General features: G+C 41.8%; 16 protein-coding genes. 10 read left to right on the top strand and 6 right to left on the bottom strand.

The features are described from left to right. Window positions 1-164: 164 nt before the first annotated feature. From UYK_RS0121225 to UYK_RS0121195, 7 genes are all read left to right on the top strand, one after another. Window positions 165-2,636: an SDR family NAD(P)-dependent oxidoreductase gene (locus tag UYK_RS0121225; RefSeq protein ID WP_026086544.1), complete on the top strand. Its 2,472-nt coding sequence runs from the start codon at window positions 165-167 to the stop codon at window positions 2,634-2,636. Further along, window positions 2,633-7,732 (top strand): type I polyketide synthase, encoded by a 5,100-nt coding sequence (locus UYK_RS0121220; RefSeq protein ID WP_016872125.1) that lies wholly within the window; start codon window positions 2,633-2,635, stop codon window positions 7,730-7,732. The genes UYK_RS0121225 and UYK_RS0121220 overlap by 4 nt, the downstream gene beginning before the upstream one ends. Window positions 7,733-7,782: 50 nt before the next feature. Beyond that, a complete protein-coding gene (locus UYK_RS0121215) occupies window positions 7,783-8,070 on the top strand; it encodes an acyl carrier protein (RefSeq protein ID WP_009756770.1) in 288 nt (95 codons plus the stop codon). Beyond that, complete coding sequence (locus tag UYK_RS0121210; protein ID WP_009756769.1) at window positions 8,070-9,668, top strand: alkaline phosphatase family protein; 1,599 nt, start codon at window positions 8,070-8,072, stop codon at window positions 9,666-9,668. The genes UYK_RS0121215 and UYK_RS0121210 overlap by 1 nt, the downstream gene beginning before the upstream one ends. Window positions 9,669-9,896: 228 nt before the next feature. Continuing rightward, a complete protein-coding gene (locus UYK_RS0121205) occupies window positions 9,897-12,542 on the top strand; it encodes an efflux RND transporter periplasmic adaptor subunit (protein ID WP_016872124.1) in 2,646 nt (881 codons plus the stop codon). Between the two features lie 61 nt (window positions 12,543-12,603). After that, window positions 12,604-13,134, top strand: a complete 531-nt coding sequence (locus tag UYK_RS0121200; RefSeq protein ID WP_016872123.1) for a hypothetical protein — start codon at window positions 12,604-12,606, stop codon at window positions 13,132-13,134. 244 nt (window positions 13,135-13,378) lie between these two features. Next, entirely contained in the window at window positions 13,379-14,482 is a 1,104-nt protein-coding gene (locus UYK_RS0121195; protein WP_016872122.1) for an alpha/beta hydrolase family protein, read from the top strand. A gap of 209 nt (window positions 14,483-14,691) precedes the next feature. Here UYK_RS0121195 and UYK_RS0121190 read toward each other — a convergent pair whose 3' ends face one another. After that, window positions 14,692-15,597: a sulfotransferase family protein gene (locus UYK_RS0121190; RefSeq protein WP_026086542.1), complete on the bottom strand. Its 906-nt coding sequence runs from the start codon at window positions 15,595-15,597 to the stop codon at window positions 14,692-14,694. A 270-nt stretch (window positions 15,598-15,867) separates the two neighbouring features. Further along, the gene (locus UYK_RS0121185) at window positions 15,868-17,346 is read right to left on the bottom strand and encodes a hypothetical protein (RefSeq protein WP_016872119.1); all 1,479 of its coding nucleotides are present in this window, start codon (window positions 17,344-17,346) and stop codon (window positions 15,868-15,870) included. Between the two features lie 675 nt (window positions 17,347-18,021). Between UYK_RS0121185 and UYK_RS0121180 the strand changes: the two genes are divergently transcribed. Further along, entirely contained in the window at window positions 18,022-18,936 is a 915-nt protein-coding gene (locus tag UYK_RS0121180; RefSeq protein WP_016872118.1) for a TauD/TfdA family dioxygenase, read from the top strand. A 289-nt stretch (window positions 18,937-19,225) separates the two neighbouring features. On the opposite strand, the gene UYK_RS0121175 is transcribed toward UYK_RS0121180, so the two are convergent. Next, on the bottom strand, window positions 19,226-20,722 hold the full coding sequence (locus UYK_RS0121175) for a hypothetical protein (protein WP_009756768.1): 1,497 nt from the start codon (window positions 20,720-20,722) through the stop codon (window positions 19,226-19,228). A 15-nt stretch (window positions 20,723-20,737) separates the two neighbouring features. Beyond that, window positions 20,738-21,562, bottom strand: a complete 825-nt coding sequence (locus tag UYK_RS0121170) for a sulfatase-like hydrolase/transferase (protein WP_009756767.1) — start codon at window positions 21,560-21,562, stop codon at window positions 20,738-20,740. 382 nt (window positions 21,563-21,944) lie between these two features. On the opposite strand from UYK_RS0121170, the gene UYK_RS0121165 reads away from it, so the two are divergent. Further along, the gene (locus tag UYK_RS0121165; protein ID WP_009756766.1) at window positions 21,945-23,387 is read left to right on the top strand and encodes a cytochrome ubiquinol oxidase subunit I; all 1,443 of its coding nucleotides are present in this window, start codon (window positions 21,945-21,947) and stop codon (window positions 23,385-23,387) included. A gap of 8 nt (window positions 23,388-23,395) precedes the next feature. Next, window positions 23,396-24,409, top strand: a complete 1,014-nt coding sequence (gene cydB / locus UYK_RS0121160; protein ID WP_009756765.1) for a cytochrome d ubiquinol oxidase subunit II — start codon at window positions 23,396-23,398, stop codon at window positions 24,407-24,409. Window positions 24,410-24,452: 43 nt separating this feature from the next. Here cydB and UYK_RS26905 read toward each other — a convergent pair whose 3' ends face one another. After that, window positions 24,453-24,590, bottom strand: a complete 138-nt coding sequence (locus UYK_RS26905; RefSeq protein WP_009756764.1) for a hypothetical protein — start codon at window positions 24,588-24,590, stop codon at window positions 24,453-24,455. Window positions 24,591-24,753: 163 nt separating this feature from the next. Continuing rightward, window positions 24,754-25,398: an ATP phosphoribosyltransferase gene (gene hisG, locus UYK_RS0121150; RefSeq protein ID WP_009756763.1), complete on the bottom strand. Its 645-nt coding sequence runs from the start codon at window positions 25,396-25,398 to the stop codon at window positions 24,754-24,756. Window positions 25,399-25,450 lie beyond the last annotated feature (52 nt).

The raw sequence follows: 25,450 nt of genomic DNA, 5'->3' as shown, positions 1-25,450 counted from the left end.
AAAAGTTTGCCTCAGTCCCTAGCAACTAGTGTGCAAGCACGCATGGAAAGTTTGACCCGTGTGAAATCTCTCAATAGTATTGTTGAGCAAGTTCTGGCAATCTCAGCACAGGAGAATGGCCTGGGAAAGTCTCCAGCCCAGTTGCAAGTATCCCACGCTACGTAATGCAAGCACAGGTAGAAGCTTTGCCCTCACAGCAGCTTGTTTCGCTGACAGGTTTGTTCTTGATTACAGAAGATGGGCTATCTGTAGCTTCCCATGTTGCCGCGGCATTGCAACAAAAAGGAGCTACTACAGCTATCCTCAACAGTTCTACCTTAGCCGAACCAGAAAAATTAGAGCAGGCGATCGCTCAACTACGACAACTTCACGGTTCTGTCACCGGAATTATACATCTGGCTCCCTTAGCTGCCCTTGAACTACCGGAAACTCTGGCTGGGTGGCGGCAAATCACCCAGATTCACTGCAAGAGTCTATTTCAATTACTGCATCTGTGTGCCGCTGATTTGCAACAAGCAGGGCAACAACAAATGGGTTGTGTAGTGGCGGCTTCTTTACTGGGAGGATATTTCGGTCGCCAGGGTCAAGGCGGTTCTGGCTTACCCACTGGTGGTAGTAACACTGGTTTTCTCAAAACCCTGGTAACAGAGTGGCCTGGTGTTCGAGCCAAAGCCATTGACTTTGACAACAGTCTATCTCCTGTTAGCATCGCTGAACAGATTGTCAAAGAGTTACTCAGTAGTGGCCGTTTAGAAGTCGGCTATCCCCAGGGTCAACGGACGATTTTCCAAACAGTTACAGCAAAATTGGCGAGGGAAAATCAACCTGCACCATTAACACCAACCAGAGATTGGGTAGTATTAGTGACAGGTGGAGCTAGGGGAATTACTGCTGAAATTGTGAATGATTTGGCACAATCCGGCTTAAAGCTGGTGATTACAGGACGAGCCGCAGAGCCAGTAGCAGAAACAACTGATACAGCAGGTATTGAAGATATCACTGTACTGCGAAGAGTCTTACTGCAAAGAGCGCGGACACAAGGCTTGACCCCCACCCCAATGCAGATAGAGCGGCAACTGCAAGACTTGTTACGCGATCGCGCCATTGCTAACAATCTCCAACAATTTCGCCAAGCTGGCGCTCAGGTAGAGTATATAGCAGTGGATGTGAGAAATGGGGAAGAGTTTGGTCCTGCGATTAACAGTATTTATACTCGTTACGGTCGCTTAGATGCGGTTATTCATGGTGCTGGTATCATCGAAGACAAGCTCATTGCTGACAAAAACTTTGCATCTTTGGAACGCGTTTTTGACACCAAAGCAGATAGCACCTTTTTGTTGTGCCGTTATCTTAAACCAGAATCCCTGAAACTGCTTGTCTTGTTTAGCTCTGTTGCCGGACGCTATGGTAATCGCGGTCAATCTGATTATGCTGCTGCCAATGAAGTGATGAATCGTTTTGCTTGGCATATGGCTCGCTCTTGGTCAAATACACGGGTCGTAGCCATCAACTGGGGTCCTTGGGATACCACTGGTATGGCTTCAGAAGAAGTCAAACGTCAATTCCGAGAACGTGGTATAGTTCCTATCCCATTATCAGCAGGTCGTCATTTTTTTCTTGAGGAATTGCATTACGGACGCAAGGGTGAAACTGAGATAGTTGCAGGGGAGGGTCCTTGGGAAGCCTACGAAGCTAATTTGAATTCATTAAAAGGGATCGGCGAGCAAGGAGCAGAGAGCAAGAAACAGATAAGGGCAAATGCGCCGTACCTTTTATTACCTTCAGCCCCGCAACTACAACCCAACGGCACTGTTACCCTAGAACACACCTTTTCCCTAGCCACTGACCCTTATCTACAAGATCATCGCTTAGATGGTAAACCTGTTCTCCCTGCTGCTGGTGCCTTAGAGTGGTTCGGTGAATTTGTCCAGTCAGCTTGGCCAGAATGGCAGGTGAGCGAAGTTTGCCAACTCAGAGTTTTACGGGGTTTAGTACTAGATACAGAGGTTGGTAAAAAAGTTTTATTTAAGGCTCGTGCTTCTAGCCATGCTGACTCTGAATCCTTACAGGTAGCAGCAGAAATCGTTGACCCAGAGCGCAATATTCCCTTTTATCGAGCTTCTGTGATTCTTCGTCCCCAATGGTCAGAACCACCAGCAAGCGAAATTTTACCGCTATTTTCCGGAGAGAAGTTACAACCTGCTGTAGCTTATGATACGTACCTGTTTCATGGTCAACGTTTCCAATTAATTACAGCCATTGATCGATTAAATGATGGGGGTATTGACGCCCAAGTCATGCCTAGCCGACCGACGGCGTGGTTGAACAGTCAACCAATGGCTAATTGGTTATTTGACCCCGGCTTGATTGATGTAGCTCCTCAGTTAGCGATCATCTGGGCGCGAGTACAACGAGGAACTACAGCTTTACCTGCTCGATTTGGCAGCGTCAAGCGTTATGGGCAATCGATGCCTAACGGTCAGTTACGAATTGCCTTCCGAGTTAATCGCTTTGATGACCACAGCCTAAATTACGATGCTGTTTTTATTGATGAAAACGGCTATGTACGCTTCCATCTCAAGGATATTGAGAGTACTTGCAACACTGCTCTAAATCGTTTAGCCAGCCACCTATGATTGTGCCAAATTCATCTCACGACATTGCCATTGTTGGTATGTCTGCCTTATTTCCTGGAGCTAAGGATCTGCGTACATACTGGCAAAACATTTTAAATCAGGTTAACGCTGTTGGGGATGCACCCGATAAATGGGCAAAGCCTTATTTTGACCCTGATTCCACAGCAAATGACCGCATCTACACCCGTAAAGGTGGTTTTTTAGGAGACTTGGCTGAATTCAATCCCCTGGAATTTGGGATCATGCCCAGTTCGGTGGATGGTGGTGAACCTGATCACTTTCTTGCTCTCAAACTTGCTTGGGAAGCGCTGCAAGATGCAGGCTACATTGATCGCCCCTTCAACCGAGAAAAAACAGGTATTATTCTGGGTCGTGGTACTTACATCAACCGGGGCTACAACACACTATTGCAACATGGTCAGATTGTAGACCAGACCTTGGATTTGCTGAGGCAATTGCATCCAGACCTAGATGAAAATACGTTAAATGAAATTCGCAAACAGCTAAAAGCCAGCTTGCCACCTTTCACAGCTGAGATGGCGCCAGGACTAGTGCCGAATGTGATTACAGGCCGCATTGCGAATCGCCTCAACTTGATGGGGCCTAATTACATTATTGATGCAGCTTGTGCTTCTTCCTTAATTGCTGTGGAACTGGCGATGAAAGAGCTATTAAGCGATCGCTGCGACATGGTGTTAGCGGGGGGTGTTCATGCTTCCACCCCACCGCAAATTAACATGATTTTCTGTCAGTTGGGTGCTTTGTCTCGCAGTGATATTAAACCTTTTGACAGCAAAGCCAGTGGTACTCTACTGGGGGAAGGTCTGGGAATTGTAGTTTTGAAACGGTTACGCGACGCTGAAAAAGATGGCGATCGCATCTATGCTGTTCTCAAAGGTGTTGGTAGTTCTAGTGATGGCAAAGCCTTGGGACTTTTAGCACCACGTCTGGAAGGGGAAGTGCTGGCACTACAACGTGCCTACCAAGAAAGTGGTATAGATCCTACTACAGTGGGCATGATTGAAGCCCATGGTACAGGCATCGCCTTGGGAGATCAAACAGAGGTACGCTCCTTAACACAAATTTTTGGTCAGCGTCAGGAGCAACTACCTAAGTGTGCTTTGGGTTCTGTGAAATCAATGATTGGTCACTGTATTCCCGCCGCCGGTGCAGCAGGACTAATCAAAACAGCACTGGCACTATACCACAAAATCTTGCCACCAACGCTGTGTGATGAGGTGAATCCTGGGCTAGAAATCGAAAAGACTCCCTTTTATATCAATACACAAGCACGACCCTGGATTCATGGCGATCGCTCCACACCGAGACGGGCAGGTGTCAACTCTTTTGGCTTTGGTGGTATTAATGCTCATGCTGTCTTAGAAGAGTACCCAACCCAACCTTTACAATCTTCAGCCTGGGGCTTAAGCCCCAGGCTACTACACCAGCAATGGCCTACAGAACTGCTGTTGTTCTCAGGTGATAGTCGTTCAGTACTAATTGAACGCATTCATCAAGTCCAACAAGTACTGCAAAATCATCCCCAAGCCTGGGGCTTAAGCCCCAGGCTACTGGCTGAAATTGCCTACACCCTATCAACTCACTCAGTTGGTTCCCATCGTCTGGCTGTAGTCGCCAAGGATATCTCAGAATTACAGAAAAAACTCAGCCAGGCAGTTGAGAAATTACACAATTCTCCCAAAAGCCGATTGCAAACTCGTAACGGCATTTATTATGCAGAAGTTGATACCAATGTCAATCCTGGCAAGACAGCCTTTATATTTCCTGGTGAAGGGTCACAATATCCCCAGATGTTGGCTGATTTGTGCCTTTATTTTCCGCAAGTACGCGAGTGGTTTGACTTTTTAGACGCTACTTTTAGTGAGAGACGTGCTTATTTACCCAGTCAACTGATTTTTCCACCACCGACTAGTTTAACAGAAACAGAACGTCACCATGCTCAGCGACGACTATTTGATATGGATGTCGCTTCCGAGACTGTGTTTACTGCCAGCATGGCATTGTACGAATTGCTGTGTAACTTAGGTGTTAAGTGCGATGTCATGGTGGGACACAGCACAGGCGAGAATGCAGCGCTGATTGCTTCTGGTACTGTCCGCTTGTCTGACCGGATGGAATTGATGTCCAAAATGCGCCTCCTCAATCAGATTTACCTGGATTTAGAGGTGGCAAAAAATATTCCCAAGGGCGCACTGTTAACAGTTGGGGCGATCGCACCTGAAGTTTTGCAACAAGTCTTGGATGAGTTTGATGGACGCTTACATGTGGCAATGGATAATTGCCCAAATCAAGTAGTTCTGTTTGGCAGTGTCAATGATATCGATGCAGCCACCGGTAAGTTGCAGGCAGTAGGTGGTATTTGTACCCGTCTGCCTTTTGATCGTGCCTATCACACATCTTTGTTTGCACCCGTGGGAAATGCTTTCCTGGCATTCTACAATGATTTAGATGTAGGTTCTGGTCACACACCTCTTTATAGTTGTGCTACTGCGGCGCCATTTCCCCAGGAACCACAAGCGATTCGGGCGTTAGCAGCGCAACAGTGGTCGAGTCGAGTACGTTTCCGGGAAACAGTTCTACAGCTGTATCAGAGTGGAGTTAAAAATTTTATTGAGGTTGGGCCTAGCAGTAATCTTACTGCCTTTGTCAGTGATATTCTTTACGGTCGAGAACACCAAGCTATAGCCAGCAACAGCCAACGGCAATCTGGCTTAGAACAGATTCAGCATTTGCTAGCACGGCTGTTTGTCAACGGTAATCCTGTGGATACAAGTGCATTGTATTTGCATCGACAAATTACCCCTGTCAGCCTAGATACAACAACGCAGGTTGGCGAAATTCAAAAGTCCAGTCCTGTGTTAGAACTGACCATGCCAGTTCTGCGCTTGCAACCAGACTTTGTCAACACTGTCCGGGGAAAATTACAAGCAAGCAAAGATGTTTCTGTTTCTCATGCGACTGCGATCGCATCAACGTCACCCAACCCACCTGTGGTGAAACGACCAGAACCAGTAGCAAAGGACTCATCCAGCACGATTCCGGTTGTGGCAACCGTAGTATCAACAAATGTGAATGACACAGTTGCTATTACCACACCTGTGAGAAATAGTGTAGTAAAAGACAGTATTAGTGATGAAAATATAGTCACTTTTAGCACATCAAAAACTTATGCAAATGCAGGGGAAGACCAATCTTATACCGATGAAGAGCAACGCTTGTCAATTATCTTTGACCACTTTGACTTAATGCAAGAATTCCTTGATAGTCAAGCACGGGTGATGACAGCGCTACACTCTCACCTAGCTAGTGTAGACACTGGGGTGATTGCTCCTTTTGTCAATATGTCTTTAGCACTGCCAGAAGCCAACGATTGGCAACCATCCACCTTTGATGAAACTTTCCCGCTGTTAGGTGAGATCCTGGAACACGATGCCCAGCATCTTTACTGCCAACGTCGTTTTGACATGCAGCGAGATATTTTTCTCTACGACCACACTATTGGCGGCCAAGTATCTCAAAGGCATTTAGACTTGTTTCCCCTGCCTGTGATTCCATTCACTGTTAGTATGGAAACCCTTGCGGAAGCAGCAGTTTATCTGGTGGGTCAAGATAAGCTAGTAGTGGGACTTTACGATCTGCGTGGTTATCGTTGGTTGGCTCTGGATCGTGGCGAACTCACTCTCAAGATCAAAGCACGGTTGCAATCCCAACCAGATGCCCAAACTTGGGAAGTAAAGGTACAACTGTTCCAAGTAGGGCAAGGTAGCACTATCGATCACTTGGTGTTTGAGGGTAATGTACGTCTGGCAAAGCAATTTCCAGTATCGCCATTACCACTGCCTTTTCACCTCGAGACACCTGCGCCTTCCCGTTGGTCTGATGCCGATTTATACCGTACCGGGATGTTCCATGGTCCACGTTTCCAAGGCGTGAGGCACATTCGCCAATGGGGTTTACAGGGAATTGAAGCTGATTTGGAAGCGATCGCCATTGAAGATTTCTTTAGTAATACCCAACAGCCAATCTTTCAAATAGATGCAGGTTTGCTTGATGCTGCTGGACAATTAGTCGGGTACTGGGTTTCGGAACAGTTTGGCACAGATTTTAATGTTTTCCCCTTCCAAGTACGGGCATTTCATCAGTACATATCACCTCTACCACCCAACAGTGCAGTATTATGCCGTGGCTTAATGCGTTTTACTAGTGAGTGGCAAACTGAGGCTAGCTTTGATTTTCTGGATGCCACAGGTCGGGTAATCGCTCGTTTAGAAGGATGGCAAGACCGTTACTTCAGCGTGCCACACAGATATTATCAATGTCGCTTGCATCCCCAAACTGCTTATTTATCAGATGCTTGGCTGCAAGCATCCTGGGACTTAAGCCCCAGGCTACAAATGGTGGTGCGACGCATTGAACCCTTCCCAGAACATTTCCTGGATGATTCTTGGAGTATTTGGAAACGTGTTCTAGCACATCTGATGCTCAATGAATCAGAACGCCTTTTCTGGTACAATCTACCAGAAAAAGGAACAGAACGCACGGATTGGTTGATTGGTTGCATTGCTGCTAAAGATGCCGTCCGTCAGTGGGCAAAGCAAAATTTTAATTTGGAACTTGCCCCTATTGATATTGAAGTTATCAGCACTACCACAGGTAAACCTGTTGTCCGTTGTCCAGAGTTGGAGGCGATGGCGGGAGTTTTACCAGAGATTGCCATTAGTCACAGTCAAGGTTTTGTCGTCGCAGCGATGGCACACCCAGGAAAGTCCATCGGCATCGATCTCGAGCATTTTGACTCTGTGTGTGTTGAAGGCTTAGTAGCTACTGCCTTCAGTGAATCCGAACTGCAACAAATGCCACAACGACACCAGAGTAGCATCACCGGGCTGTGGTCTGCGAAGAAAGCTGTTGCTCAAGCACTAGGTACAGGACTGCAAGGCAATCTGACACAGTTGTTAATTACCCATGTTTCCAGTGATGGACAGTGGGTCACTATTAACTACGGTAATGAATCATTTGTCGTCCAACTTTGTTACAGCGATCGCGAAGTATTAGCTATTTGTCAGCACTCCTGATTGTTGCCAAATTCTCAAATTAATCAGAAGTTTCTTTTACAGCAACCTTTATGCAAGCCATAGACTCTCCAATTCAATCGACAATTATTGAGATCCTCAAAGATATTATCCAAGACTGGGATTTGGAATCTGATGAGATCAGTCTCGAGACCCAGTTAGTAGCAGACCTTAGCTTTGCCTCTATCGATATCATCCATTTTGTTGTTGCCATAGAAGACCATTTCAAGCAGAAATTCGGGTTCGCTCAATTATTGATGCAGGATGGTCGTTATGTTGACGACCTGAACTTAGGTCAACTTGTGAATTTTGTTTCTAGTCAATTAAACGGAGGGGTGTGATGACAAAAACATTATTTATTGGATTAGATGGTGCAACTTTTACCGTTATCAATGAAATGATCCGCGACCTACCTGATGTAGGTGTGACGATGCCTTTTTTGAAACAGTTTATTGAAAACGGCGCAAGGGCAAAATTACTTTCCACTCCCAATCCTCTCACTCCTCCGGCTTGGGTTTCGATCATGACTGGTCGCACTCCTGGAAATCACGGCGTTTATGACTTCATTCGCGCTGAAGAAAAAGCAGGGGACGTTTATTTTACCCTGTATGATGCTAGAGACATTCGTACAGAAACTATTTGGTCGATCGCCAGTCGCCAAAATTGTACAGTTGTAGCTTTAAACTTTCCTTTCACTGCCCCACCCCTACCTATTAATGGAGCTTTAATACCAGGTTTTGTTCCCTGGAAACACCTGCGTCGCAACACAACTCCAGGTAATTTATATGATCGCCTCAAGGAAATCCCAGATTTTGATCCCAAGGAATTAGCTTGGGACTTTGACCGCGAAAAACAAACCTTGGAGGTGATGACCGATGAGGATTTAGAAAACTGGGTACGCTATCATATCCCCCGCGATGAACAATGGTTCCGCATTGCCGAAAAGCTTCTCAAAGAAGATAATCCCGACTTAATGGCAGTGTTGTTTGATGGCGTAGACAAACTCCAGCACCAAATCTGGATGTTTCTCGACCCGGCTTTGATACCTGCTAATCCTTCTCCTTGGCAAAAACGCATGCGGGAATTGTGTCTAGAGTATTTCCGCAAGTTAGATACCTATATTCAGCGCCTAGTGGAACTTGCTGGTTCTGAAGCTCAGGTATTTATGGCCTCAGATCACGGCTTCACAGCCACCACAGAAGTAGTTCGCATCAATACCTTTTTGCATGAAAAAGGTTATTTAGTATGGAAAGAAACAGATGGTTCTGAAGCCAGTAATAGACGTGAATCTAGTTGGTTTGCCAATCTAGATTGGGATAAAACTTTAGCTTACTGCCGTACTCCCTCCAGTAATGGCATTACAATTCGTGTGGCTGAAAAACCAGGAGATCCAGGTGTTCAGCCTTCAGAATACGAAGCCTTCCGCGAAAAACTAATTTGTGATTTGGAGAATTTCCGAGATCCAAATACAGGCGAAAGGATTATCCAAGCAATTCATAAACGGGAAGATGTTTATTCTGGAGCGGCTATGCATGAAGCTCCTGACTTAACTCTAGTGCTGCGCGACTATGGTTTTGTCTCAATCAAAAATTACGAACCTGCCGTTGAACCGCGTGAAACACCAGGAGGAACTCATCATCCTGACGGTATTTTCCTAGCAGGAGGATACGGAATTAAATCCAACTATGAAGGGAAACGCCAAAATGTTGTAGATGTTCCAGCCGCTCTGCTGTATAGTCTTGGCCTTTCTGTACCCGCAGATTTTGAAGGTTATGTACCTGAAGAGTTCTTCACTGAAACTCATTTAGATTTAAAACCAATCAAAATTGGTGCTTCTACTGTTACTGGCGAAGAAACAAATACAGGAACTGGCGATATTAGTGAGGACGAAAAACAACAAATCATTGCTCAGCTACAAATGCTTGGCTACATGGAGTAACAAGAATTTTAAGTTAACGTGCTAAGGAGTATAACAAATACCCCAATCCTGTTAAACACCGGGATGAGCAAGAAAATAGAGGGGAGAAATTTATTAGTTTCTCTCCCTTATCTGATCCAGACAAATCTCATAAACTAAAAAACTTCTGCTTTGAGTAACAATATCTAAAATAAACTTTTATCACACAAATAAGTAAAATTTTGAGCCAAAAATTTCTGTTTATTTCTCATGTATAAACCATTAGAAAACCGCTGGCGTAGAGATTTAGAAATTAAAAGAATTCCACAAGTAGGGCAAAAGCCTGAATGTTACCAAGTTAAAATCCCCAACTCTGAGCAAATATTTGAATTCGGATTGGAAGAATATTTCCTTTGCCAATCGATGAATGGAGTAGCTACTCCATCCGTAATCATTGATAAATTTATATCTCGTTTTAATACTCTACTAGCCGAAGAAGATTTTGATCAGTTTTCTCGTCAAATTGCAGAGTGTAATCTTCTCGAGCCATTTCTATCTGAATCAGATATAGAAAATGCAACACAGGAACCATTATTAGAAATTAAACAAAATGAATATACCAGAATATCTTCTGGCATGAATTTTTCTAGAAAAGAAAAACATAAATCTCAAGTCTATATATGGTCTGCTGTCAATCCTGGTAAAAAATTTGTTGTTCTCAAAAATATTTTTGCACCATTTAGTCTGTTATTTCAAGTATCAGTTTGGGGATTGATACCTGGCATACCCATAGCTTTTTTAACTTTATTTAATAACCAATTTCTCTTGTGGTCTGATTATCTTTCTGGAATTAAGTCTTTACCTTATTTACAAATTTATATATTTAATCTTATTTTTGCCTCTCTGACAGCTAAGATAGCTCAGGGTGTAGTGCTTACTTATTATGGTGGTACAGTTACGAAATTTGGCTTGGTTCTGGCTGCTGGATTTTTACCCCGCTTTTATATTGATAGAGAGCCTATGTGGCAACTTCGACGTCACAAACAATTGTGGACTCTAGCAACTCCAGTAATAACCAGACCAATTTTATTTGTTTTGAGTGTTTTAGTTTGGTATTTGCACCGTGAAACAGGAACACAATTGAGCAATTACGCTCTTTTACTTGCTCATGCCAGTTTTATAGATTTTTTACTAGATGCAAGTCCTCTATGGCCTTCTGACGGCTATGTATGGACAACAGCTTATTTTCGTCTACCACCTAACTTGTTTCAAAGATCTTTTTTGGTTTGGGATATGTTACTTAATCGCCGTCCCCTACCAAAATCATTACCTGCAAAACAAAAATTAGGATTGCAACTGTTTTTGCTGGGTGCAGGAATTTTTTCAATCTCAGTGATTTTGACAATCATTTATTTTGCTGCTGGGGGTTTAGCAGAAAATTTGCCCGGAATTTTAGGTAATGGTACTACCTATATATTTTTATTTGTACTATTAGCACTTGTTTTACGCCAGCCAATATCTAAATGGTTGAACTCTCAGAAACTGAATAATTTAGTGACAAGAGATATGATTACATCAGCAAAAGAATCAGAATACGCAAATCAGAAAGTCAATAAATCTTGGCTGGGTACATTTTTAAAAGCATGTACAATGCTTGGAGGCTTGGCGCTTTTTTTGCCATATCCATATCGTTCTGGTGGTCAAATTAAATTAATAACTTCTAAGCAGCAGCAAATACAAGCTGAAGTTGATGGAAAAATTACCCGAGTTTTACTCAAAGGTGGTGATGGTACTTGGGTAAAAGCCGGAACTGTAGTAGCAACTATGGAAGCTCCGGAAATTAGCAATGAGTTTTCTAAAACCGAGGAGCAAATAAACAGTAAGCAAGCTGATATGAGAAAGCAGGAAGCTGAACTAGCTAAGCTACTAGCTACTCCTAAGAAAGAAGATGTAGAAGTTGCTAAACAACAAGTAGGAGTTGCACAACAGCAAGTAGCAGTTGCTAAGCAAAAAGTAAAAGTTGCTCAACAAGAAGTGGAAGTAGCCAAAGGAGCACTTCAGACTGCTATTAGTAGAGCTGAATTTAGTCTTCGTGAAGCTGAGAGATTTAAATATTTGTCAGAACAAGGTGCTTATTCTCGCCAACAGTATGAAGATGCTGAGAAGCGTGCTACAACAGATCGCAATACTGTTGAGGAAATGAAGCAAAATGTTGAAAAAGCTCAACAAAGTCTACAGGAAGCAAAAGAAGATGTTGCAGTTAAATATCAAAAAGTAGAAGAAGCAAAAGCTAATCTCAGTTTAGTCAAGAGTGGGCCTTATCCAGAAGAACTAGATGCCGTGCGTCAAGAAATAGCAGCTACGAGAGCAGAAATCCAGCGTCTGAGGCAACAATTGACATATCTTAATAGTCAGCTGAAACGTACTAAGTTAGTGATGCCATTTGATGGATACATAGTCACTTCTGAATTACAACAAAAAGTAGGTACTTATCTAGATAAGGGTGATACCTTTGCTACTGTAGAAAACTCTCGCAATATTTATGGAGAAATCCAAATTCCCGAATATGAAGTAGGTGAAATTATTGCTGGAGGAAAGGCTGAAGTTAAGCTGACCGCATATCCCAATGATCCTTTGATGGGACGTGTAATTTCAATTGAACCTGTTACCAGCAATGATAATTCATCAAGTAAGATTTCTGTTAATCAAACTTCCGGTACAACCTTAGAATCTACAAATGCAACATCCGGTCGAGTGGTTAAGGTAGTAGTAGAGTTTCCCAGAACTAGCAAAGTTTTAAAATCTGGTATGTCTGGTTATGCAAAAATCGAAGGTAAAAGTATGCCTGTAATCATAGCGTTTACCCGTCCTATTGTTCGATTTATTCAAATTGAATTGTGGTCTTGGATTCCTTAAACTTTTATTAATTGGCAAACTTTTCTATGAATTAAAACAGCAAAAAATTGGAAGACAGATTATGGATATAGAACGAGTTTATGGGTCTAGTAGTATAGAAGAAATGAAACAGCGCCAAGCCCAGATGGAATATCGCAAGCTCTGGTTAAAAGCACTACATGATGAAAATCAGCTAGAACTTGAGTCGCTTTTGCAAATCAAAGAAGATGCAGTTACAGAAATACAACAAGCTAATTCTCTGACTAAGCTTATAGGATTTTTTAAGGGGAATAAATCTCAAAATAAAATAGAAGAAATCCCGGAGGAAAATCACAAAAAGCCTAAGTTGACTCAAGGAAGTATGCTGGAATTTATTGATGACATGTCTCGCTTTGCTTTGGAACTGAATCTTAGTTTCACAACACCAGATGAGATCAAACAACGTCAAGAAACACTAAACAACCGTCAAGCTTGGCTGCAAAAATTGTTAAAGACTACAGAAAAAGAACTGAATTTAATTTCTACGGCAGAGGAACAAAAAGCGAATGAGGATGTCAAAGAAATCAGTGAAACCTCAGACACTGTTTTGAAAATGATCGATTCTAAATTTTGAGTACAAAAAAAGAGATTTTCACCATAAGAAAATTTTGAACTCTGTTCACGTATATATAGAATATTGGCAAGCAATTATTTTGTCTAGAGTTAACAACAGATTCTTTAGACTAATAAACTGACTTTCTAAGTAGTTTCTCTGTTGTATCGAGGAAGTTAGTGTGAAAAATAAACATTTTCTCAAGGTACGAATAGCTAGATGTTTTGCCTTACTTATGCAAATAACTTTATTGATATCTCCTACTATGACAGCTTGCTCTTCTAAGTGGAATGATAATCATGTGTTTGCTCAGTCTTCACCAACCTCAGTAAGCGATCGCTCATTAGTTGCATCTACGCACAAATCTCATCAACAGGTCTACAATGTCGGTATTGTCGACAACCTAATACTCAAGGATGCCCAACGCAACCGTCAGATACCAATTAAAGTTTCTTACCCGGAAGGACAACAAGGGTCGTTTCCTGTCATAGTCTTTTCTCATGGGGCTGGCGCTTCCAAGGATGATTACGCTCCTCTGACTCGCTTCTGGGCTAGTCAAGGATATATCTGCATCCAGCCTACCCATGCAGATTCAATAGCTTTAAACAGGCAACAAGGCAACTCCGAGAACTTACGTGAAAGCGTCCGACAAATGCTGGGCGATGCCAAAGGTTGGAAAGACCGTGCAACCGATATATCTTTTATCATTAGTTCTTTGAGTGAACTAGAGCGCCAAGCACCCCAGTTGAAAGGCAAAATGAATACTCAGCGTATTGGTGTTGGTGGTCATTCTTACGGTGCTTACACTGCTCAGTTGGTTGGCGGAGCAACCATTGATATACCAGGAGGAGCTAAAGCACAAAGTTTTGCAGACCGTCGTGTGAGTGCAGTCTTGTTATTGTCTCCTCAGGGAACTGGTCAGCAAGGACTGACTCGTAACTCTTGGGCAAAAATAAATCTGCCGATGATGACGATGACTGGTTCCAAAGATAGAGGCGCTCAAGGACAAGGGCCAGATTGGAAAGAGGAGCCTTTTAAGTATTCTCCTGCGGGCGACAAGTATCTTGTTTTTATAGAGGGAGCCTCCCACTTTTCATTCAGTGGTAGATTTGCTGACCGTGGACAAGCTAGGGGTGAAACTTTAGGACGACAACGTGGTTGGAGGTTACGAGAACGCTTTGGGGGTGGCGATCGCAGATTTTTTGGCGGTGGTCAACAGCAAGAAGGAACCATCTTTAGTTATATCAAAACTGCCAGTCTCTCTTTTTGGGATGCTTATTTGAAAAAGGATAGCAAAGCTAAGGAATTCCTCAAGTCTGATGCACTCAATTCTGAAAGCAATGGAGATGTGTCAATTTCTTTCAAATAAAATCATATTCTGGTAAATTGCTTGTAAGAATATTTTTTTGAGCAAATACTGTGTAGTCCTTATTTTTTCATCTATCATGGCAACACAGTTCAGTAATGATTAATTTGCCTTGGTGTCTTGGTGTCTTGGTGGTGAAAAAGATAATATTTAACCACTAAGACACTAAGACACAAAGAATAATAATTGAACCGTATGTATCTATATGGGATTTACTCATACCCAAATTCTCTAGCCATCTTGATCACTTCGGGCATAAAACCTTTGTTGTCCGGACGCCAAGGTAACGGCCCCTCTAGATGGCTAGGTTTAATGGTTGAGGCGCGATAACCAGGTGATTTGAGAAAATTGGGGTCATTACCTAATTGAGCGCCATATGGTCCTAAACAAGCATAGGGAGAGTTTTCAGGATGCAACATGATTTCATAGATTGAATCATCCCAAGAAAGATTCAACCAGTTACATATTTTTTCAAAATATAGACGAGGATTACTTAACATCTCTTCGCCACGTAAGCACATTTGTCGCTGAGGAGGAATAGTACTTAAGAAATCCAAAATATTGCATTGCATTTTATACCACGAAATCTGAGGGTCAACTGTAGGTGGATCTGTTGAATAATCAATAGAGTTGGCGAGTATAGCCATTAAACCATCAGCAATATTCATGATGGATTTTCCTTGGGTTCTGGGATGGCGAATAAGATGCAGATAATAAGCATTGGGAAAATTTTCGCGCATCCGGTTAAGAATTTCGAGTTTAGTTGAGTAGGCAGGACTTTTGTCTACAATGCGTAGTGGTGCTACTTTACGGCACAGTTCGACATATACTTCACCAGTAGTCTTATTCATCCGGGTTAGAATCCAACGACGTGCCATTTCTACTGATGCAATTGTTTGTTCACCTGCATAGAGTTGCGCAACTGTACGCAACAAACCATGCATTTGAAACTGACGCATTCCTTTCATGCGTTCTGATAGTTGTTCCAAAGTGTCAGTGATGAACAAATTTAGTTCTGGCATCCCGTAAGCTTCAGGATGCTGACCTAGCATGGCGCAAATTAAGGATGTAAAAGAACGCGGAGAACCCAGGATAAAAAGAGGTGGAGGAACTGACATATGCGACTTTGGAAAGCTGTTGGCTTATCTGCTCTCAAGGATTTATGAAAAACTTTGTGGAGTAAAAAATAAAAAGCAAAGGGTAGTTTTATGTTTCCCCTTTACTCTTTTCTCACTTCACTAATTCTCTTCCGGCAAATTTGGTGTGGCGTACTAATATTATTCTGTGTTGTCGTTTGTTAAATTATCTTCCAAACGCTTGAGATTAGCATCCGTGACATCAACAGTAGTATTAGAACAGCAGGAATTCACCAAAGTTTGTGTGGCATACTACTGATTGCTTTTAGTAAACCAAAGCAAACGAGCAGGAATCAAATTGGCAGGATTAGAACTAGTTGCAGTCACTTTATCTAGATAAATCCGACCGAGTGTGTAAAACCCAGTGTCTTCAGGTGTCCCTCCTTGGTAAGGTACGGTCACACAGAATGGGTCACTGCCACAAGTACGGGTGATTTTAACAGCGTAGAGATTCCTAGCATTAGTAGATGATACGTACTGTGCCGCGGAACCTTGAGTGTAGAGACCAACAAAAGAAAATGTGCCGTCTTGACTTCCTATAGATGTTTTTGATTCAAAAGAAAGATAAGCAGCCAGAGACTTATCATCTATTAGGCTATGGTCTACCCCAACCAACATGAGAACATCGTCGCTATCTTTCGGGATTTGAATATCACAACCCAGAGTATCTAATGGTCCTGGAGCAAAGTCACAAGGAAAACTCGTGTAAAGAGCATCTGGGGAATCGTAGGCACAATATGAAGGAGTCGTTCTACATTCTTGTGGGTCAACATGAGTCATACTCTGGGTCAGGCTTGCTTTGAGCGTGTATCCTTTTTGAGCATAGGAATTGATCACAGCCTGTTCTAGGGCATTCAGCTTTTGGTCAAACTTTTTGTCGTACTCAACAGTAGTAGATCTCAGCTGATTGTTCCACTTGGGAATATCATCCCACGTGATGTTTCCAGTGATGCCTGGTCCCTTAATAAAAGCCACTTTTGTCTCTGGTGCAGTTTGTTGGACAAAAGTCTCTGCTTGCTGTCTTTCAGTCTGGCTTTGAGTTGTAATCCGAAGTAGCAATGAGAGTTGGTCAGGATAACTTGAGCTTCCGACGTTAGTGATACTTGCAGGTAGCAGATAAGTGTTGATAATTGAATTAGGCACACCCGATGCTTTTAAAGCATTTTTAACTGTATCTAAGGTCTGGGTGTTTGCTGTCACAATCAAAATGTATTTACCATTAGTACCTTTTTTGATATTGGCATTGTTAATGCTAAGTCCAACACTGCTTCCTAAGGCAGCATAGTTACTTGAAAAGTCGCTGTTGTAAGTAAAACTTTGATAAGCAGTGAAGCTATAAAATGGAACGTCTTTGATGGTAGACACAGTGCCAGAAATGACTATTGCATCATCTCCATCTAGCTGAAAACAGGGAGGTACACCACTGCTAGTCTCCATCATCTGGTCGCAGAAACTAGAGTTTATGCCTTCTACATTGGTATACACCCAGCCATAACGAGTATGAGAACTGCCATAACAAGGGTTTGTGTTACATGGAGGTGGTCCCGGAGGCGCTCCAGAGATGCTACTAGATGAACAACTACACGATTTTCCCATTACTAACTTGCCAGCATAGCTGGTATAGTTAGGCGGTAAATTTTCTACAAATGAACCTGAATTAGCTGTAGCTGCTTGGCTAGAGAGAGCTAGTGGTACACTTATCATTCCAGCTAGGAATGATAAAATTTTCATTGAACTTATACCCATATATCCTTAAGTGTTACGTGAAATCTTGCATCTATCTATACCCTGCTTATATTGATAGATTGGAATTTTGGTAGATATTTCTACTAGTTGAAATTACTTACTTATAATTGCAGGAAAACTATACAAGTTTGATAAATCTTTGATTAAAAGCTGATAAATATATCTAGAAAAGCAAATTAGAAAATATACACAAAATTTACATATTAAAAATCTGAGCTAATCAAATTAGCTCAGATGTTCAAGCAAAGATATGCTGTTTAGGTAAAATTCACAAATTTTCCTGAGGGAGATTTACAGGTAAATTTTTTACTCTTGTCAGATATTGCCTAAAAATGACAATTAACCATGCGATCGCCAGATTATCTTTAAATTTCTTAGTAATTGTGTAATCTATGTCTAAGTAAAGCTGCTCTTGCTCTAACCCTACTACTTAAGTAATAATGCAACAGTGGAGCTATTTTTTACATATCCGCAAGTTGATGACCAGCACTTGCAGTTAGCTATGCTACTACCACGTCATGGGTTTGAGTGTCTAACTACCACAATATTTCCAAGGCTGAAAATTTAGGATGCAAGCTAAATAATGCCAATTTGCAAGAGACAAATTGCAGGATACTCCATGAATTAGAGTAACAATACCTTACATTCCAGACAAAAATTATGCCATCTATAAATATGCAAATAACACCCATTACTGAACAATTTGGTATTATCATTCAGGGAATAGGCGATGAAAATATTCTGAATCTAGATATAGATGAGGTTATTAAATTATTTAAATCTTCTAGCCTAATACTTTTTAGGGGATTTGAGACTGACGTAGATAAATTTAAAAAATTTACAGAATTATATAGCACTAGCTTTATGACTTATGTCGGCGGTGCTTATAGTAGAGATTCTATCAATGGAGATAACACAGTCTTATCTGTAACTGGTCACAAAATTGCTTGTGCTGTTCCTTTTCATGGAGAAATGTACTACACGAAAACACAGCCAAAGATGATGTGGTTTTACTGTGCTACTCCGGCATTAAGTGATGGCGAGACGACAATTTGTGACGGCATTCAAGTTTATAATGAGTTAAGCCAAACTACTAAGGAATTATTCCATTCCAAGCGTTTAAAATATATTCGCACCTATCCTCAGGAAATTTGGCCAAAAATCTATCAAACTAACGATTTAGCAGTGGTAGAGAAAGTATGCAATGATAATGATATGCTTCTGAAGGTAAATGAAGCGGAAAAATCTATTACTACTGAGTATATAACATCTGCAATTGTTCTCAGTAGATGTGGTCATTACAAGGTATTTCTTAACAACATTTTACCTGTCATAGAACAAGAAGCACAGGGTCGAAATAATAGTCTTGTCAGGTTTGAGGATGATTCTCCAATTCCTGAGAATGTAATTGATGAGCTCAAAGAAATTACTGGTAGATTAACCCAATTAGTTGCATGGCAAAAAGGAGATATTCTCATGGTTGATAATACCAGATTGCTTCATGGTAGAAGAACTTTTTCTGATAATCAAAGAGACATTTATGTGAGGCTGTGTAATCCAGCTTTTCCATTTTAAAATCTGGTGATTATTGACAATATAATACAAAGATATAATTTTGTCATTATGAACGCAATGGGGTGAAGTTAATAGTCTCTATATATTAGATATTTTGTAGAGATTTTAACTACCTAGTTCAGAATGACATTTTTTATTTTATTTTTACTTCTATCTAAGCAATACCAAATAATTTATTGAAATTAAACAAAGTTTATATTAACTATCTAATCAGGTATAACACGAAAACTTTTACTGATTTTTAACAGTTAGTTTAAAGACTATTAACAAGGATATAAACATTTCTAATTCAGACTTCAGTTTTTAGTTGGCTATCCCAATCTAAAGTTCCTTGCAAAATTTCCAAGCCACCATTGGGATTGTCTACATATGTCCACTTTCCTTCTTGACGAACTGCTACACGTGGACCAAAAGGATTGGCTGTACCGATAAACAGACCGTAAGAAGTGGAAATAAAGTTACGAACTCCATAGTTATAGACGTTACCAAATCCTTGTCGAGTTACTGGTAGCCAATTTTCGCCATCAAAGGTACGCCATACTTCAAAGCCACCTTGATATTTAACTATCTCTTCCAATCCTACTTGCTGGAGCATCCGAACTGTTTTGTCTGGTCTCCCTTCTAAGGAGATGTAGCACATGATGTCGCTCCATTCCATAGTTCCTGCATACAGCCAACCATCATGTACTCCCATCCTCCAGACATAACCATTGCATAGATTATTGAACCCAGCTGATAATCCACTCAAGGGATATCTACCATCGCGGATATCTCCCATAAGTAAATCCCAAGAACCGTCATGGTGAATCCTGATGATTTCCGCTCCAGCAGGGCCAATTTTATTGAGGTGATCGTAACCACCATTTTGGATACCAGTGCCGACATACAGAGCGTCCTTGAAAACCATCATACTGGCAGCGATTTGATTAAGACTACCACGACCTGCACCGTTAGTAATGACATTAGTCCAATGATAAGGAGGTTCTCCTTCTGCTTTAGTACGCCAGATTTGAAAACCATTATTATTGACGGTTCCGGCATAAAGATAGTCTCCAAATCCTCTTAACTCGAAGATTGTGCGATTTTCTGGATCACCAAATCCGCGATCGCTCGCAGCACGCCACTCTCCTTTAGCAGGATCACTACTTTCATATACCTGAGCGACTCCAGAAGTATTTGCATTACCTCCAGTTGCACTGGTTGGTGCAGTAAACAAGCGTCCTTTGAAAGGAATCAGTAAGCGCAAACTGGTAACAGGTAAACCTACTAATCCAGGTTTAGAGACAACCTCAAAGTTTTTGCCATCTTCTGTACGCATGATGAGTGGGCCATTAGCCCGCGACCTTGACCAAGTGCTGACATACAACGCTGGTTCTGGGTCTGATTTCCCTTGAAATACTGCCATCCCTCGATAGCCAAGGTCACGGCTGAATTCATCTCCTTCCTTGGCCAAGGTCATGGGAGCCTGAAAAACTCGTTCCCAATGTTTGATAACTGGATTGTAGCGCCAGATTTCTGCCCGGGCCCAATTCCTTTCAAACTCTGGGGTATAGACTTTATGAGGACACTCAACAGGCCACATATCAATCTTGACATGGGGCATACTACTACGGATAAGACAGAGGTTGGCGCGGGTTGTTCCAACATATAAGTGTCCATTGAACCAAGCCATGGAATGGGCATAAGCATTATTACCATCGCCAAAACCGTTTTTGCAAATTTTACGGAAATTAGCCTCACTCAATCCTCGGTTTGGTTCTGGATTAAAAATTCGCACCTGAGTCATTTTTTACATTCATAATTACGGGCGTATTCCCTCTAAAAATGGAACTTCAAAACACTTAGAATGCATAATTGGCCCATGTCCAAAATAACCATCTTCTCCAAATAATTCCCCATGATCTGCTGTAATGATGATGTGAGTATTATCAGGACATTTATTAAATAATTCACCGATAAATTTATCTACATACTCTACACAACTAATTTGTTGCTGATGTAAGCGAGTCATTTCTTCTGGTTCAAAAAAGCTTTTCTCTTCTGGTTTTTCGCCAACTAGTAAAAATTCATCAATATTTTTAAAGACTCCATGTACACCTGAGATCCGAGGCATATCATCTCCCTTCAGCATGTAGGGATAATGAGTTTCGCCTAAATTGAAAAAGTAAAAACGAGGTTGATCATCAGGAAATTCCATGTCATTAATCATGGATGGAAAATCATTATGATTTGGCATTAATTTATAATCATCAAAATGCTTATTAATGTTAGTAAATTGATTGAGAACAGGCATAGAAACTCTGGCGATCGCCTTATAGCCATTGTCTTGTAAAACTTTTGGTAAAGATAAGTAAGGCACAAAAGTTTTAAAAGACAGGTTTGGGATATTCAAACGATCCACCCATTTGACAAACTCCTGCTTGTACACTTCTGAAGCGAATACACCGCGTGGGCTTTGATGTGGAATCATACCCATCAGCATAGTGTAGTGAGAGGGGGAAGTCCAAGATGCATAGCTGTAACGACACTCTGCTTTTCCGAGTAGATCAATATTGGGTGTTGCAGCAGCTGCATAGCTGTCATAGCGACAGCTATCCATGATGATGTATACAAGATTGTTGGGCATGGGTATAAAGATTGACTTTAAGAAAATTATACTTCTTCACTAGGTTAGTGTAAATTTTAACTTTCTGACTAGATTTAGCGAAATTTTGATGAAGTATATAAGTTTAGCTTGATAACTTTGGACAGCATACAATCAAAATCTCAAGAAGTTTTTAGAGAAGCTATTGAATGCTATTGATAGCGTTTTAATACTCCATAAACTTGACGTAATAAATCAAGATTAATTTTTGCCCAGTATCTGCGATCGCTTCCCTCACACTTTTACGACAACAAGTCATACATTAAAAATTTGTAAAGAATTGTCACACTCACAGGTATTTACTGCTTATGTAGTGGGTGACAATCCTGACACATAGTTGTTCAACCAGTGAAGGGAAGAACTTATGGAATTTTTGTCTAACACTGTAGCGCTGTCGCGGATGCAGTTTGCACTGACAGCCATATTTCATATGCTGTGGCCTGTACTGACTACAGGCATGGCAATTTATCTAGCGATTGTAGAGGGAATATGGTTGAAGACCCGTAACCCAGATTACTACTACCATGCCCGCTTTTGGTCAAAACTCTACATTTTAAACTTTGGTATCGGTGTCGCTACTGGTATTCCGATGGAGTTTCAGTTTGGCACAAACTGGGCCCCTCTATCGGAAGCAATTGGTAATTTTTTTGGTAGCATCATCGGCTTTGAAGCTTCCTGGGCATTTATGCTGGAAGCGGCTTTTTTAGGAATTATGGTATTTGGCTGGGAACGTGTCCACCCAATCATTCACTTTATTTCTACGATCCTGGTTGCTGTTGGTGCTAACTTATCAACCTTCTGGATTTTGGCAGCTAATTCCTGGTTGCAAACTCCCGCGGGTGGAGAAATGGTCAACGGTAAGTTTATCGTCCACGATTACTTTCAGGGTATTTTCAATCCATTTATGGCGGTGAGTGTGTCGCATATGTTTTTAGGCACACTGGAAACTTCACTGTTTGTAATTGGTGGAATTAGTGCCTGGTATATTTACAACAATCGTCATAGCGCCTTCTTTGCCAAAGCTTTTAAGATAGCTTTAGCAGCTGCGATCGCTATTGCACCATTGCAGATATACGTAGGACACTTGAGTGGGGAACAAGTGTATCACTACCAACCCTCCAAACTAGCAGCAATGGAGGCACAATGGCATACAACCCCAGCGGGACAGCCAGCAGATTGGAGTCTAATAGCTTTACCCAATGAACAAGCAGAACAAAACGATTGGGAAATCACTATCCCCAATGCCCTTAGCTACATTCTGGAATTCAAACCAAAACTTTCCGAACCTGTACTCGGTTTAAAAGAATGGCAACCAGCCGATAGACCACACCTAGTAGCATTGATCTACTACTCCTTCCGGATCATGATTGCCATTGGCTTCTTCCTAGCAGGATTGATGCTAGTCAGTACTATTCAATGGCTACGCGGTAAACTCTCCCCAGAGAACATTTCCCAGCAACGCTTGTTAATGCTGGGCTGGATTTTTGCTGCTCCTTTAGGATACATTGCAGTGGAGTCAGGCTGGATAGTTCGTTGTGTAGGCAGACAACCGTGGACTGTGTACGGACTGATTCGCACGGCTGATGCTGCCTCAAATCTCCCTGCTAGTAATGTCCTAGCAACTTTAACAGGCTTCGCCACAGTTTACAGCCTGTTGTTTGTTGCAGTTTTATATTTTGGTAGTAGGATTATCCGTAGAGGTCCCAGACTAGATTTACCAATACCAGGCTTAAAAGACCAACCCGCAGTAGAAACTACTCCTGGAGAATTTATCCCTGATGAACGTCCGGTGGAAGCACAGCAATAGGAGGTTTGATGGAGACGCTAAGTTATTTTTTACCACAAGTATGGTTTGGTATTTTAGCTCTTTTCCTCTTCCTCTATGTCATGCTCGATGGGTTTGACTTGGGGGTAGGAATTTTATCTCTAACTGCTTCTACAGAAGAACGTCGTGGCATCCTAATGACTAGCTTGAGTAATATTTGGGATGCTAACGAAACTTGGTTAGTTCTCATGGGTGGTGGTTTGTTTGGGGCGTTTCCCCTTGCTTACGGCACGATTTTAAATGCCCTTTACATTCCCATTTTGTTGATGGTATTTGGATTGATTTTTCGCGCTGTCGCATTTGAATTTCGTGAGCAAGCTAAGCGCAAACTATTGTGGAACTTTGCCTTTGGTGCTGGTAGTTTTCTTGCAGCCTTAGGTCAAGGATTCGCCCTTGGTGGCGTACTCAAAGGAATTCAGGTAGATCAAACAGGTCACTTTATCGGTACGACTTGGGATTGGTTGAGTTGGCAGACTGTTCTGGTAGCTTTGACTCTCATCCAAGGTTATGTCCTGATTGGTTCCACCTATTTAATTTGGAAAACCACAGGCGAAATACAAGATACCCACTATAAAACAGCCAAAATTGCGGCTGTGACAACTTTGATTGGAGCCATTTTGATTACAATTGGTACTCCAATATTTTACGAATACGCTAGAGAACGTTTGTTTCATCGCCCGCTGGTTTACCTATTTGCCGTGATTCCCTTGTTGGGAGTTTTGTTGATTTCGCTATTGATTAGAAGCTTGTTTCGTAAAGAAGAAAAAGTGCCTTTTATCTGGACAATTCTGCTTTTCTTGCTGACATTTGTGGGCTTGGCAATGGTTGTCTTTCCCTACATTATCCCCACTCAAATCACTATTTATGAAGCTGCTGCTGATCCGAGTGCGCTGGTTTTTATGATTATTTTCATTGGTGCGCTGATCCCCGTAATGTTGTTCTACAACATTTATCAATATATTGTGTTCCGGGGTAAGGTCACTGGCGGTCACTACGGAGAGTAAGTAAGTTGGTGTCTTTGTGTCTTTGTGGTGGATAGAATGAATATTAACCACTAAGGCACAAAGGCACAAAGATTTTGATTTTTAGAGAGATGCTTGCAGCAATATCTGGCAGATGCGATCGCAAACAAGCCAACACCATTGTATGCATTGCTTCATAACCAGGCAGTGCCATACGTGCCATGTTGTCATATTAGCTCACAGCAACTGTTGGGTTAGTATCAAAATCTATAGTCTGATTCATTGCTAGTCGCAGTAAAGTTCAGATAAATTCTGATTTGGCTTGGTGTCTTTGTGTCTTGGTGGTTAATTTACACCACTAAGACACTAAGACACTAAGTCTTGATTTATACATTCGCCAATGTTACCTCACGCACCTTTGCTATCAGGTTACTGAGGTTATCTGTGTTGAGGCGATAACTTAAAGGATGAGCAATCAACCGTGCTGTACTTTCATAGAGTACTGCAATTTCCATCAAACCATTTTCGCGTAATGTCCTGCCTGTGGAGACTATATCCACGATCGCTTCCGACATGCCTGTGATTGGCCCTAGTTCCACAGAACCATACAACGGCACAATTTCTACTGGTAAATCCAAGCTATGAAAATATTCCCGCGCGCAGTTGACATATTTGGATGCAACTCTGCCATGAGCTGGTAAATCCAGAGGCGATCGGTAAGGGCTGGATTGTTTGACTGCTACGGACATCCGGCAATACCCAAACCGCAAATCAACTAGCTGTGCTACTTGCGGCTTTTTCTCACGCAGTACATCATAACCAACTATACCCAGTTGTGCCTGACCATATTCTACGTAAACTGGCACATCTTGCCCTCTGACTAGTAGTCCTTTTGCTTTGCCATTAGTATCAGTAATTTGTAATTGTCGGTTACTAGAGTCTAAAAACGCACTAAAGTCCAACCCTACAGTTTGTAGCAGTTGGATGCTATGTTTGAGAAGTTCCCCTTTAGGCAGTGCAACAGTAAGCATAAATAGCGTTAGCGGTCAGCATGATAATAATACAGGAAAGCTGATTCCTAAA

Origin of the sequence: Fischerella thermalis PCC 7521, assembly GCF_000317225.1 — a bacterium.
GTDB classification, from domain to species: domain Bacteria; phylum Cyanobacteriota; class Cyanobacteriia; order Cyanobacteriales; family Nostocaceae; genus Fischerella; species Fischerella thermalis.
Note: the sequence above shows the minus strand (reverse complement) of the source record. Positions and strands in the feature narration are given on the sequence as shown.